Here is a 13,617-nt window from a genome sequence, read left to right on the forward strand (position 1 = left end):
CGTGGCAAATGAAATGCGTGAGAACGCGGACGCCCCGCAACTCGCGAAACGCATCCTCCTCGGCGAACCACTCACCACACAGCAGGTCGACGACCAGCTGCTCCCCAAGCGCATGGCCCTGCCGATCTTCGCATCCGACGCACTGAGCTCGGTGGCCTACGGCCCGCAGGAGATGCTCATGATCATGCTCATCGGCGGGGTCTCGTTCCTGACCCTCAGCCCGTGGGTCGCAGCAGCCGTGGTGCTGCTGCTGATCGTCGTGGTGCTCAGCTACCGGCAGCTCATCAAGGCCTACCCGTCGGGCGGCGGCGACTACGAGGTCGCGTCGACCAATCTCGGCGAGGTGCCCGGCGTCGTCGTGGCCGCGGCGCTGCTCGTCGACTACGTGCTCACCGTGGCCGTGTCGATCGCCTCCGGCGTCGACAACATCATCTCCGCCGTGCCCCAGCTCGACCCGTGGCGAGTCGAGCTGGCCGTCGGCTTCGTCATCCTCATCGTGGTCGTCAACCTGCGCGGCGTGCGTGAGGCGTCGACCGTGTTCGCCATCCCGACGTATGTGTTCATCGGGTCGGTCGTGCTGATGATCGGCACCGGGCTCATCCGCACCTTCCTCGGCGATGCGCCGGTCGCGGCCAGCGCCGGCTACACCGTCGAGGCCGAGAGCATCTCGCAGGCGGCGATCGTGCTCCTCGTGCTGCGCGCCTTCTCGAGCGGATGCTCGGCACTGACCGGCGTCGAGGCGGTGTCGAACGGCGTGCAGGCGTTCCGCAGCCCGAAGATCCGCAACGCGCAGCTGACCCTGACGATGATGGGCGGGGTCGCGGCGGTGCTGTTCACCGGCCTCACCGCGATGGCGCTGATCGCCGGCGTGCGCTACGCCGAGAACCCGTGCGACCTGCAGGGCTTCGACTGCTCGGGCCCGCAGCCGAGCCTGATGGCGCAGATCGCCGCCGCGACGTTCGGCGGCGGCAGCATCCTGTTCTTCGTCATCCAGGCGGCCACCGCCTGCGTGCTGCTGCTCGCCGCCAACACCGCGTTCAATGGCTTCCCGCTGCTCGGAGCCGTGCTCGCCCGCGACGGCTACGCGCCGAAGGCACTGAACACCCGCGGCGACCGGCTCGTGTTCTCGAACGGGATGATCCTGCTCGGCATCGGCGCCGTCACGGTGCTGGTGGCGTTCCAGGCGAACCTCACAGCGCTGATCCAGCTGTACATCATCGGGGTGTTCGTGTCGTTCTCGCTGGGACAGATCGGCATGGTGCGGCACTGGCGACGCACGCTGCGCGAGACGACTCACCGGCGACTGTCGGAGGTCGCAGCCGAACGGCGCTCGGCGCATGTGGGGCTGGTGATCAACTCGCTCGGCGCGAGCATGACCGTCGCCGTGCTCGTCATCGTGACCATCACCAAGTTCACGCACGGCGCCTGGATGGTGTTCTTCGCGATCCCGCTGCTCGCCGTGCTGATGCTGGGGGTGAAGCGGTACTACCGCGACGTCGAGCACGAGATCAGCATCGACGACACGACGCACTTCGGCTCGCAGGGCGACGTCGCCATCGTGCTCGTCAGCCGCCTGCAGAAGCCGGTGATCAAGGCGCTCGACTACGCGATCGCCGCACAGCACGAGAAGACCATCGCCGTGCACATCGCCCTGACGCCGGAGGACGGCAAGGTGCTGCAGCGCGAGTGGGAGCAGCACGGCATCCCGGTGCCGCTGGTGATCGTCGATTCGCCGTACCGCACCTTCGCGCAGCCCATCGAGCACTTCATCCGCGAGTACCGCGAGAAGCACGGCCCGTCGGTCGTCACGGTCTACCTGCCCCAGTACATCGTCGGGCACTGGTGGGAGAGCCTGCTGCACAACCGACGCGCACGCCGCATCGCCTCGCAGCTGATGCTCGTGCACGGGGTGACGATCACCCTCGTGCCGTGGCTGCTCGATTCGTCGGAGCTGATCTACGGGCGCCGGTCGCGCCCGGTGCCCGGGCAGGAGCGCGCCGGACGCCCCGTGGCGCTCTACGGCGACGCACCGCACGGTCGTCGCGCGCAGCGGCCGGCCGGACCCCCCGACGCCGGATGAGCGGACGAACCCAGGATTACGCTGTCGACATGCTCTCTCTGAACGACGTCGCCTGGCCGGTGCGCACCGAGCGGCTCGAGATCCGCCCGCTCGCACTCGACGATCTCGACGCGATGTGGGAGATCCGGCGTCTTCCGGAGGTGAACCGGTGGCTGGGGCGCGCCCCGGCGACCCGCGAGGCCTTCCACGAGACCTACTCCGAGCCGAGCCGGCGGGCGATGACCTTCGTGATCGTCCGACCGGATGCCGAGACCGGCGCGCAGCCCATCATCGGCGATCTGATGATCCGCATCGAAGACGCCTGGGCGCAGGCCGAGGTCGCCGCGCAGGCGGCGGCGACCCAGGCCGAGCTGGGCTGGGCGCTCGCCCCCGAGCACACCGGGCAGGGCTACGCCGCCGAGGCGGTGCGCGCGGTGATCGATCTGTGCTTCACCACGCTGGGCTTGCGGCGCGTGCACGCGGGATGCTTCGCCGTCAACGAGCCGTCGTGGCGACTGATGGAGCGTCTCGGGATGCGCCGCGAGGAGAGCAGCCGCAAGACCGGACTGCACCGCTCAGGCGAGTGGATGGACGGGCTGAATTACGCGCTGCTCGCCGAGGAGTGGCCCGTCGAGCGCTGACGCCCGACCGCGCCCGTCAGCCCGTCAGCCCGTCAGCGGTCGAGGACGGCCTCGGGGCGCAGGTCGAGCCGGCGCAGCGCCTGCGCGTTGAGCGCCACGACGATGGTCGACAGGCTCATCAGCACGGCGCCCACCGACATCGGCAGCACGAATCCGATCGGCGCGAGCACGCCGGCGGCCAGCGGCACCGAGATCAGGTTGTACCCGGCGGCCCACCACAGGTTCTGCGTCATCTTGCGGTAGCCGGCCCGCGACAGCTCGATCACAGAGACCACCGCTCGCGGGTCGTCGGATGCCAGGATCACCCCGGCCGACCCGATCGCCACGTCCGTGCCGGCGCCGATCGCGATGCCGACATCCGCCTGCGCAAGTGCCGGAGCGTCGTTCACGCCGTCGCCGACCATCGCGACCCTCCTGCCCTCGCTCTGCAGCGCGGCGACCTTGGCCGACTTGTCCTCCGGGCGCACCCCGGCGAAGACCCGGTCGATTCCCAGCTCGTCGGCCACCGCGTGCGCGACGGCCTCGGCGTCGCCGGTGATCATCACCACCTCGATGCCGCGGGAGTGCAGCGCGTCGACGGCCTGCCGCGACTCGACACGGATCTCGTCGGCCAGCTTCAACCCACCGATGACCCGTCCGTCGCGCAGCACGTGCAGGATGATCGCCCCTTCGGAGCGCCAGCGCTCGGCATCCGGCACCTCGTCGACACCGGCCTCGGTGAGCAGGTGCGGTCCGCCGACGCGGATCTCGGCGCCGTCGACCGTCGCGGTGACGCCGACGGCGGGCGACGAGCTGAAGCCGGTCGCCGTCAACGCACCGGTGGGTCCCTGAGCTCGTCGAAGGGCGGATGCCGCCCGGACGATCGCCTTCGCCAGCGGATGCTCGCTGTCGGCCTCAGCGGCCGCGGCGAGCGCCAGCACGGCATCATCGTCCCAGCCGTCGACCGGGGCGATGGCAGTGACGGTCGGCTCGCCCTTGGTGAGGGTTCCGGTCTTGTCGAACAGCACCGTGTCGACGGTGCGCATGCTCTCGAGCGCCAGCCGGTCCTTCACGAGCACGCCGGCGCGGGCTGCCCGCTCGGTCGCGATCGAGACGACCAGCGGGATGGCGAGCCCCAGGGCGTGCGGGCAGGCGATGACGAGCACGGTGATGGTGCGCACGACCGCCTCGTCGGGCATCCCGAACAGGGTCCAGACCACGGCGGTGATCGCGGCGGCACCCAGCGCGAACCAGAACAGCCAGGCGGCGGCGCGGTCGGCGAGGCGCTGCGCGCGCGAGCTGGACGCCTGTGCGTCGGAGACGAGCTTGCGGATGCCGGCGAGGGCGGTGTCGTCGCCGATGGCGTCGACCTCGATGCGGAGTCCCGAGTCGGTGGCGACCGTGCCTGCGGTGACGCGGTCGCCCACCCCGCGACCGACCGTGCGGGACTCGCCGGTGAGCATCGACTCGTCCATGCTGGCGCGGCCGTCGACGATCACGCCGTCGGCCGGCACGCTGCCGCCGGGGCGCACGATCACGACGTCGCCGATGCGCAGGTCGGCCGGATCGACGGCGGTGACCTCGTCGCCGTCGACGCGCTCGGCCTCATCCGGCAGAAGAGCTGCGAGCGAGTCGAGCGCCGAGGTGGTCTGCGCGAGCGAGCGCATCTCGAGCCAGTGACCCAGCAGCATGATCACGATCAGCAACGCCAGCTCCCACCAGAACTCGAGTTCGTGGTGCAGGATGCCGAGGCCCGCACCCCACGACGCGAGGAACGCGACGGTGATGGCCAGACCGATGAGCAGCATCATCCCGGGCGTGCGGCTCCTGAGCTCGCCGACGGCTCCGGTGAGGAACGGGCGGCCGCCCCAGACGTACATCACCGTGCCCAGCAGCGGGGCGATCCAGCGCGCCCACCCCGGCACCTCGTAGCCGATGATCATCGCGAACATGCCGCTCGTCGCGACCACGGGAACGGCGATCAGCAGGTTGATCCAGAACAGCCGGCGGAACTGCCCGACGTGGTCGCCGTGCCCGCCGTGGTGGTCGCCGTGCCCGCCGTGGTGGTCACCATGGCCGGCGTGGGTGACATGGCCCCCGGATCCGGCGGTGTGGTCGCCGTGGTCGTGGTTCCCGGGGTGTGTCTCGTGCGCATTCATGACGGATCCTTCTGATCAGCGGAACGCCCGCAGCCGCAGACTGTTGCCCACGACGAACACGCTCGAGAACGCCATCGCGGCCCCGGCGAGCATCGGGTTCAGCAGTCCGAGCGCGGCGAGCGGGATCGCCGCGACGTTGTACGCGAACGCCCAGAACAGGTTGCCCTTGATCGTGCCGAGCGTGCGGCGCGAGAGCCTGATGGCGTCGGCCGCGGCGCGCAGGTCGCCCCGCACGAGCGTGATGTCGGATGCCTCGATCGCGACGTCCGTGCCGGTGCCCATCGCCATGCCCAGGTCGGCCTGAGCCAGCGCGGGGGCATCGTTCACGCCGTCGCCGACCATCGCCACGACCCGCCCCTCGGCCTGCAGGCGCGACACGACAGCGACCTTGTCTGCCGGCAGCACCTCCGCGATGACCTCCTCGATACCGACCTGCGCGGCGATGTGCCGTGCCGCGGCCTCGTTGTCTCCGGTCAGCAGCACGGGCCGCAGCCCGATCGCGACGAGAGACGCGACCGCCTCGGCACTCGTCGCCTTGACCTCGTCTGCGACGACGATCACGCCCGCGGCGGCGCCGTCCCAGCCGACCAGGATCGCCGTCTGCCCGGTGGCCTCGGCATCCGCCTTCGCCGCGAGCAGATCGGCGGAGGGGTGGATCGACCAGTCCTCGAGCAGCGAGAGGCGCCCGACCACCACGGCGCGGCCGTCGACGACACCCGTGACACCGCGGCCGTCGTGGCTGCGGAACGAGTCGACCGATGGCAGCACCCGCTGCGAGGTCGGAGTCGTCGGAGCATCCGGACCGGTGTCGGCGGGCGACGCGGCGGCTCGCCGCCGGGCATCCGGATCAGCTGAGATCTCCGACGCGGCGGATGCGATGGCACGCGCGATCGGATGCTCGCTGGCGTGCTCGACGGCTCCCGCCAGGAGCAGCAGATCGGCGGCATCCACGCCCTGCTCGGGCACGACGGCTGCGACCGACATCCGTCCCTCGGTGACCGTTCCCGTCTTGTCGAGCACGACGGTGTCGACCCGACGGGTCGATTCGAGCACCTCCGGTCCTTTGATCAGGATGCCCAGCTGCGCACCGCGCCCCGTTCCCACGAGCAGAGCCGTGGGGGTCGCGAGGCCGAGGGCGCACGGGCAGGCGATGATGAGCACCGCGACAGCGGCGGTGAAGGCGACGGATGCCGGGAAGCCGAGCACCAGCCAGACGGCGAGCGTGACGAGGGCGATGCCGATGACGATCGGCACGAACACCCCCGAGATGCGATCGGCGAGGCGCTGCACCTCCGCCTTGCCGGTCTGCGCATCCTCGACCATGCGTGCCATCTGCGCGAGCTGCGTGTCGGCGCCGACGCGCGTCGCGCGCACGACGAGTCGCCCGCCCGCGTTCACCGTCGCGCCGGTCACCGCATCGCCCGCCGCGACCTCGACGGGGACCGACTCCCCGGTGATCATCGACTGGTCCACCGCCGAGGTGCCCGAGACGACCACGCCGTCGGTGGCGATCTTCTCGCCCGGGCGCACGACGAACTCGTCGCCGACACGCAGGTCGTCGATCGGGATGCGCTTCTCGCGGCCCTCGTCGAGCACCCCGACGTCCTTGGCGCCGAGCTCCATCAGGGCGCGAAGCGCTGCCCCCGCCTGACGCTTGGCGCGCTTCTCGAAGTAGCGGCCGGCGAGCACGAACATCGTCACACCCGCGGCCACCTCGAGATAGATGTTGCCGGCACCGTCGCTGCGCGTGATCGCGAGCGAGAAGCCGTGCGTCATGCCCGGCATGCCCGCTGTGCCGAGGAACAGCGCGTAGAGCGACCAGAGGAACGCGGCCGACGTGCCGAGACTGATCAGGGTGTCCATGGTGGCGGCGCCATGCCGCAGGTTCACCCACGCCGCCCGGTGGAAGGGCCACGCGGCCCACACGATCACCGGGGCGGCGAGCGCGAGAGACGCCCACTGCCAGTACGTGAACTGCAGCGCGGGGATCATCGCGAGCAGGATGACCGGGATCGACAGCACGACCGAGCCGATCAGGCGCTGACGCAGCGAGCGCAGCTCCTGGTCGGCGGCGGGCTCGGCATCCGGCCCGTCCGCCCCGTGGTCGGCGGGCGGCGCAGGAACCACGGCCGAGTACCCCGCGTTCTCGATCTCGGCGATCAGCGCTGCCGCGTCGACGGGTCCGTCGACGACCACCTGGGCCTTCTCGGTCGCATAGTTCACGCTCGCTGAGACGCCGTCGAGGCGGTTCAGCTTCTTCTCGATGCGCATCGCACACGATGCACAGGTCATCCCGCCGATCTCGAGGTCGATACGGGTCTGCTCGGCGCCGGACGGCGCCGCGTCGTCTCTCACGATCTGGTCACCCCGTGGCGCGTCAGGCCGTGACCGCGTGGTACCCCGCCTCGTCGACTGCCGCGATCACGGCGTCGGCGTCGACAGCGGCGACCGAGGTGACGACGAGGCGGCCGGTCTGCGCGCTGACATCGATGCTCTCGACGCCGGCGATCTTCTCGACCTCTTCACGCACGGACATCTCGCAGTGGCCGCATGTCATGCCGGTGACCTGGAATTCGGTGGTGCTCATGGTTCCTCCTTCGTCCGCGTACCCCTGAGGGGTACTCACACCAGAGTACTACCATGTACCCCCCTGGGGTATCCTGTTCTTCACCCTGCAGCGCTACTGGCGCTCGGGCCTGACCGCCGAAGCAGTGAAGGGCTGCCCCCTCACGCATCGAGTCGAGCGTCTCCGTCGGGCATCTGCCCGGTGGAGACGTTTCGCGTGAAGAGCACGAGCCACGTGAAGACGACCACCACAGCGAGCAGCTCGACCGCCGTCAGGTTGTAGTAGCCGAACGGCACCCAGAGAAGCACGATCAGCACCATCCCGGCGACGAACACCGCGCTGGCCGCGACGAAGGCACGCGGCAGCCCCGCGATCAGGGTCGGACACGCCGCGATCAGCACGACGAAGGCGATGATCAGGCAGACGGAGAACATGTTGTGCAGCAGCTGGCTGACATCGACCGGGACCGCGCCGACGCCCATGAAGGCCACTCCGACGACGACCAGCAGGGTGCGCACGATGCCCACCCCGCGCGCCGGCACCGCATAGCGGATGCTGCGCACCCGCAGATCCCGGGTGAGGTAACCCGAGAGGGTGATCAGCACGAGACCGGACAGGATCACGGTCACGTTGAACGAGTACGATCCGCTCACCCCTCGCATCCCCAGCGCCGAGAAGTTGTTCTGCCACCAGAGCTCGTCTTCGGCCGAGAGCATGCTCGAAAGCGTGCCGGCGGCGAGGAACAGCGCCAGCAGGGTCGCAACGCGCTGCGTGGTGATGTCGGATGCCAGCAGCGACAGCGCGTACGTGCTCGCAGCGACCGCGCCGGCGGTGAGCACCGCCGCCGCGAACGCCCCGATCTCGAGGGAGCGGAACGCCAGCTGCGCGATGGAGAACAGGGCGGCGATCAGCAGCATCACCATCGCGGAGGCCGTCAGCGTGAGTCCGATCACGTCGATCGCGCGCCGCAGTCGGGAGCGACGCACGACTTCTCGGCCTCTCCCTCGGCGCGAGTCGGCGCGCACGTACGTGATCGCGAAGACGGGGACTCCGACGATGCCGGCCACCAGCGCCGCGAACGAGCCGACCGGCAGCGCCCCGTCGGCGAGCCCGACCAGGCGCCCGGCGAAGACGATCAGTCCGCCGATCAGCCCACTCAGGCCGCCGAGGCCTGCGGCGACGATCGCGCGGGACTCGGCAGCGGCTCTGACGGCATCGCCTCGGACGGCATCGGGGCGGACGGCATCGGCGCGCGAGGCATCGGCCACGTCGGCGGCATCGGAGGTTGAGCTCACCCGCCCATCATCCCAGCGAGGCGGTCGGTCAGGTGCCGATGAACTCCTCGGTCGGCCCGAAGGCCGGCCGCTCGCGGATCTCGACGCGCGAAGGCAGACGGTCGGTGTCGAGAACGACGATCTCGTTCTCGCCCGCGTGCCAGAGCGGCGCGGGTGCGTACAGCGTCTCCTGCGGGCCGCGCTCCCAGTAGCGGCCGAGCAGGAAGCCGTTCAGCCACACCATGCCCTTCGCTCCTCCGGGGAAGGCGAGCCACGCGTCGAGCGGCTCGGCGACGTCGAGCACGCCCGAGGCGAGCCCGGCGGGGTCTGCGACCGCCATGCCGGCGTGCACGCCGGCATCCGCCGTGGGGATCCCCTCGCCGAGAACGCGATGCGTCCAGCCGTGCTGGTACCGGCGTCCGTCGACCACGACGCCGCCGAGGATGCCCTTGGCCTGGCCGGTGAGGGGCCCGTAGTTGATCCGCCCGAGGCTCTCGACGACGATCACCACCCGGCCGCTGCCGCCCGCGGCGGGCAGCGCGAGCGTGTGCTCACCGTCGTGCTCGAGGGTGCCCAGCCGCTCGCCGTCGAAGAAGATCGTCGCGCGGTCGTGCAGCTGCAGGATGCCGAGGGTGGCCCCCGCCGGGAAGAGCAGATCGCTCTCGTAGGCGACCAGCCCATCCTCCGCGCCGAGCTCTTCGAAGCTCAGCGGCTGCGGCGACTCGGCGCGCACGGGCGTCGCGTCGATCACCTCGAGCAGCGCGGCGTCGGCGCGCAGGTCTGCCGACGCCGCGGACTGCCGTCGCGGGGCATCCGGAACGGGCGGCAGCTCGCCGTCGTGAAAGCGCGCGAACCGTTCGCGCAGCGCGTGGAACTTCTCGCCGAGCGTGCCGTCCTCGCCGATCGGGGCGTCGGAGTCGTAGCTGGTGACGGTCGGCTGGATCACGCCGTCGTGGTTCGAGCCGTTCCACAGCCCGAAGTTGGTGCCGCCGTGCGCCATGTACAGGCTCACCGACCCGCCGGCGTCGAGCAGCTCGTCCACCGTGCTGAGCATGCTGGCCGCCGATCGGATGTGGTGCTGCTCGCCCCAGTGGTCGAACCAGCCGCCCCACAGCTCGCTGCACATCAGGTGCTCGCCCTCGCGCTGCAGCTCGATCGCGCGCGGCACTCCGGTGCCGAACGTGAAGGTGCCCATGGCGCCGGGTACGCTGCCGTGCTCGATCATGTCGGAGGTGATGCCGTCGGCGGTGGTGAGCATCTCGACCATGCCGCGCGAGCGCAGACCGTCGCGCAGGTGGGCGAGGTAGCCGGCATCCGTTCCGTACGAGCCGTACTCGTTCTCGACCTGGATCAAACTGATCGGGCCGCCGTGCGCCGCCTGCAGCGGCACCAGCTGCGGGATCAGCTGGTCGTACCACGCATCGACGGCGGCGATGAAGTCGGCGTCGACGGTGCGGAGGGCGCGCGTGCGTCCGCTGAGCCAGAAGGGGATGCCGCCGTTCGACCACTCCGCGCAGATGTACGGGCTGGGGCGGACGAACACGTCGAGCCCGACCTCGCCCGCGATGCTGATGAAGCGTGCGACGTCGCGCCAGCCGGTGAAGTCGTGCTCGCCCTCGACGCGCTCGTGGAAGTTCCACGCGATATACGTGTCGACGGTGTTCGCCCCCATCGCCGCCAGGCGGCGCAGGCGGTCCTCCCACTGATCGGGATGCACCCGGAAGTAGTGCACGGCGCCGGACAGAATGCGGTGCGGTGCTCCGTCACGGAGGATCTGGCCGTCGCGCCAGGTGAGGGTGGGGGTGGACATGCGGCTCCCGGTCGAAGGAAATGTTTGCGCGGACGCACCGCTATCATTGCGGACTGTCGCCCCGTCGCCCGAGTTCGGACCGCGCCTCGCCGCCCGCGAAGCAGCCGTGTGGGCCCAGCCGAGCTCGGCGACAACGCGGTCTCCCCGCCCGCCGACCTGACCCGCGGTTACGCTTTCGAGATGCCGAACACGACCGCTGACATCCTCGCCGAGCTCGCCGCGCTGGAAGACCCGAAGGCACGTGCGGTCAATGAACGGCACGGCGACGCGCACGGCGTGAAGCTGTCGAAGCTGCGCGGAGTCGCGAAGAGCGCAGGGCTCTCGAGCGACCTGGCGCGCTCTCTCTGGGCGACCGACGAGGTCGCCGCGCAGCTGGTCGCGCTGCTCGTCGCCAAGCCCCGTGAGCTCTCTGCCGACGAGATCGACGCCATGCTGCGCTCGACGCGCAGCGCGAAGGCCCACGACTGGCTGGTGAACTACATCGCGAAGAAGTCGCCGCTCGCGGAGGAGCTTCGGCTGCGCTGGATCGACGATCCGGATGCCGACGCCCGCGCGGCCGCGTGGTCGCTGACCTCGGTGCGGGTGCAGAAGACGCCCGATGAGCTGAATCTGGATGCCCTGCTCGACCGCATCGAGCGCGAGCTGCGCGACGCGCCCGGCCGCGAGCAGTGGGCGATGAACGAGACGCTGGCGTACATCGGCATCCATCACCCGGCGCTGCGCGAGCGCGCCGTGTCGATCGGGGAGCGCCTGCAGGTGCTCGCCGACTATCCCGTGCCGCCGAACTGCACCTCGCCCTTCGCCCCGGATTGGATCGCCGAGATGGTGCGTCGCCAGGGCTGAGTTCGCCGTTCCGCGCTCGCGACGCACCCCCGCACCCAGTGGGCCCGAATGGCCGCCTCGCCGGCCGCGAAGCGACCGAATGGGACCAGTCGAGCAGCGCGACGACGCGGCTCAGGCGCGCAGGGGCGACCGGCGGGCAGACGGGCGCGAGGCCTCGGGTGCGAGCACGGCGAGCAGCTGCACGAGAGTCGTCAGCCAGAGCAGCACGACGCCGACGACCAGGCCCTCGAGCGCCGTGACCGACAGCACCCTGAACACGAACGCGAGCACCGCCGCGACTACGACGCTGACGACGAGAACGATGGTCAGCGCCCGCAGCGAGCCGACATCCCGCAGCAGCAGGGTCGTCAGCACGGCCGCGACGACGATCAGTGCGAGCATCGAGAACGCCGCGACCGCATGCGCGACCGGCACCCGATCAAGAGGCAGCAGTCCGACCGCGGCGAGTGCGAGCCCCGCCCCGGCCCAGGTGAGCACGATAGCGGCGATGCGCGGCAGCGCGGGGTCGCCGAGCATCCGGTGCAGGTCGCGGCCGAGGTACGAGCCGGTCGTCGCGATCAGCAGCCCTGCGACGACCACCGTGCCGTTGAACGCCCATCCGCCCGCCCCGATGCCGAGCTCTGAGAAGCTGCGCTCCCACCAGGCGGGGTCTGCGGCGGTGAGCATGGCGAACAGCGTTCCGATCACTAGGAACGACGTCAGCAGACGCGCGATGTCCTGCGTGCCGAGCCGCATGCCGATCCGGAATGCCAGTCGCCCGCCGATGGCTGACGCGACCCCGGTGAACACTCCGCCGGCGACGGCAGGCAGGGTCAATCCCTCCAGCCCGGTCGCGAGCACCTCTCCGGCGAGCAGGACGCCCAGGCCCGTCACGCCGGCGACGGCGACCGTCACGGCGACCGCGCTGACGTGCGAGACGGAGGCCTGCCACGGCGGCATGGGCGCCGTCTCGCCGGCCCTGTGCATCCGCGTGCTGACGATGAAGGCCGCCGCGGCGATCACCGCCGCCACCAGCGCGATCGGGATGACGACCGAGCCGTCTCCGCTGAACGGACGGGTGGCGCCCCACAGCACGACTGCGCCCGCGAGAGCACCGACGACGAAGCAGATCGCGGTGGCCCACAGCATCCGCTCCAGCTCGCGCACTCCGCTCTTCATACCCTCATCGAACCACTCCCGGCCGACACCGCCGCCGCTCCCGCGCCGACGCTACCGTTGAGCCATGCGCTTTCCCGCCGCGATCCGCTCCGCACGCCGGGCTCCCCTGCTGCAGGTGCTGAAGTCGGCCGCGGCGACGATCGCGGCGTGGCTGATCGCCGGCTGGCTGATCCCGGGGCCGCTGCCGGTGTTCGCCGCGATCGCCGCACTGCTGGTCGTGCAGCCGAGCGTGAACCAGTCGCTGTCGAAGGCGCTGGAGCGCAGCGCCGGTGTGATCCTCGGCGTGGTCATCGCCGTGCTGCTGAGCCTGCTGCTCGGCGCGCAGAGCTGGGTGGTGCTCGCCGCCGTGGTGGTGGCGATGCTCGTGGCGTGGTCGCTGCGGGCATCCACCGGCACGGGCAACCAGGTCGCGATCTCGGCTGTGCTCGTGCTCGCGCTGGGCTCGTCGAACCCCGACTATGCGCTCGACCGCATCCTCGAGACGCTGATCGGCGCGGCGATCGGATTCGTCGTGAACGTCGCGATCGTCCCGCCGGTGCTGTCCGCCCCGGCGCGCCGCGACATCGGGATGCTGGGCCGCGAGCTCGCCGCATCCCTCGACCGTCTCGCCGACGCGCTCCCCACCACCCGCACCGGCGCGCAGCTGCAGGAGCTGATGCTCGAGGCGCGGCTGCTGCGGCCGATGAAGGACGCCGCCGAGGCATCCCTCACCGCCGCCACCGAATCCCTCTCACTCAACCCGCGCCGCGGCCGCCACCGTGACGACGTCGACGAGCTGCAGGCCGTGTTCGAGCGGCTCTCGCCCGTCGTCACGCAGGTGATCGGCATGACCCGCGCGTACATCGACCACTACGACGGCTCGCTCGCGACCGACCCGACGGTGCGGGCGATCGCCGAGCAGCTGCACCGGGCAGGTCACGACGTGCGCCTGGCGGTACGAGAGGCGGCTCAGGAACCGGATGCCCGCACCGCCCCGATCCCTGCCCTCACCACCCCACTGGTGGTGCGCCCTCCGGCATCCGATCACTGGATCCTCGTCGGGTCGCTGATGGAGGACCTGCGGCGCATCCACGGCGAGCTGCGCGACGAGACCTGAGACGGTGCCGGCCCGGCGCGGGCGGTGCACGC

The 13,617-nt window shown here is 70.8% G+C and carries 10 protein-coding genes; 4 read left to right on the forward strand and 6 right to left on the reverse strand.

From position 1 onward, the window contains the following. Window positions 1–13 precede the first annotated feature (13 nt). Together V2S05_RS12965 and V2S05_RS12970 are read left to right on the forward strand one after the other, a co-directional pair. The gene (locus V2S05_RS12965; protein ID WP_413635939.1) at window positions 14–2,080 is read left to right on the forward strand and encodes an APC family permease; all 2,067 of its coding nucleotides are present in this window, start codon (window positions 14–16) and stop codon (window positions 2,078–2,080) included. A gap of 29 nt (window positions 2,081–2,109) precedes the next feature. Continuing rightward, a complete protein-coding gene (locus tag V2S05_RS12970) occupies window positions 2,110–2,700 on the forward strand; it encodes a GNAT family N-acetyltransferase (protein WP_413635812.1) in 591 nt (196 codons plus the stop codon). A gap of 32 nt (window positions 2,701–2,732) precedes the next feature. Here V2S05_RS12970 and V2S05_RS12975 read toward each other — a convergent pair whose 3' ends face one another. From V2S05_RS12975 to V2S05_RS12995, 5 genes are all read right to left on the reverse strand, one after another. Beyond that, a complete protein-coding gene (locus V2S05_RS12975) occupies window positions 2,733–4,838 on the reverse strand; it encodes a heavy metal translocating P-type ATPase (RefSeq protein WP_413635814.1) in 2,106 nt (701 codons plus the stop codon). A gap of 15 nt (window positions 4,839–4,853) precedes the next feature. Continuing rightward, window positions 4,854–7,130, reverse strand: a complete 2,277-nt coding sequence (locus V2S05_RS12980; protein ID WP_413635941.1) for a heavy metal translocating P-type ATPase — start codon at window positions 7,128–7,130, stop codon at window positions 4,854–4,856. Between the two features lie 85 nt (window positions 7,131–7,215). After that, a complete protein-coding gene (locus V2S05_RS12985; protein ID WP_413635816.1) occupies window positions 7,216–7,425 on the reverse strand; it encodes a heavy-metal-associated domain-containing protein in 210 nt (69 codons plus the stop codon). 140 nt (window positions 7,426–7,565) lie between these two features. Beyond that, window positions 7,566–8,699: a hypothetical protein gene (locus tag V2S05_RS12990; RefSeq protein ID WP_413635817.1), complete on the reverse strand. Its 1,134-nt coding sequence runs from the start codon at window positions 8,697–8,699 to the stop codon at window positions 7,566–7,568. A gap of 28 nt (window positions 8,700–8,727) precedes the next feature. Further along, the gene (locus V2S05_RS12995) at window positions 8,728–10,488 is read right to left on the reverse strand and encodes a glycoside hydrolase family 35 protein (RefSeq protein ID WP_413635819.1); all 1,761 of its coding nucleotides are present in this window, start codon (window positions 10,486–10,488) and stop codon (window positions 8,728–8,730) included. Between the two features lie 180 nt (window positions 10,489–10,668). On the opposite strand from V2S05_RS12995, the gene V2S05_RS13000 reads away from it, so the two are divergent. Continuing rightward, a complete protein-coding gene (locus V2S05_RS13000; RefSeq protein WP_413635821.1) occupies window positions 10,669–11,331 on the forward strand; it encodes a DNA alkylation repair protein in 663 nt (220 codons plus the stop codon). A 111-nt stretch (window positions 11,332–11,442) separates the two neighbouring features. Here the strand turns inward: V2S05_RS13000 and V2S05_RS13005 are convergent, their stop codons facing one another. Then, window positions 11,443–12,489, reverse strand: coding sequence for a DUF998 domain-containing protein (locus tag V2S05_RS13005; RefSeq protein ID WP_413635823.1), 1,047 nt, complete (start codon window positions 12,487–12,489; stop codon window positions 11,443–11,445). A gap of 64 nt (window positions 12,490–12,553) precedes the next feature. Between V2S05_RS13005 and V2S05_RS13010 the strand changes: the two genes are divergently transcribed. Beyond that, on the forward strand, window positions 12,554–13,585 hold the full coding sequence (locus tag V2S05_RS13010; protein WP_413635825.1) for an FUSC family protein: 1,032 nt from the start codon (window positions 12,554–12,556) through the stop codon (window positions 13,583–13,585). The last annotated feature ends 32 nt before the right edge of the window (window positions 13,586–13,617 follow it).

It is taken from the genome of Microbacterium sp. OR16 (assembly GCF_047306725.1).
Classification (GTDB): domain Bacteria; phylum Actinomycetota; class Actinomycetes; order Actinomycetales; family Microbacteriaceae; genus Microbacterium.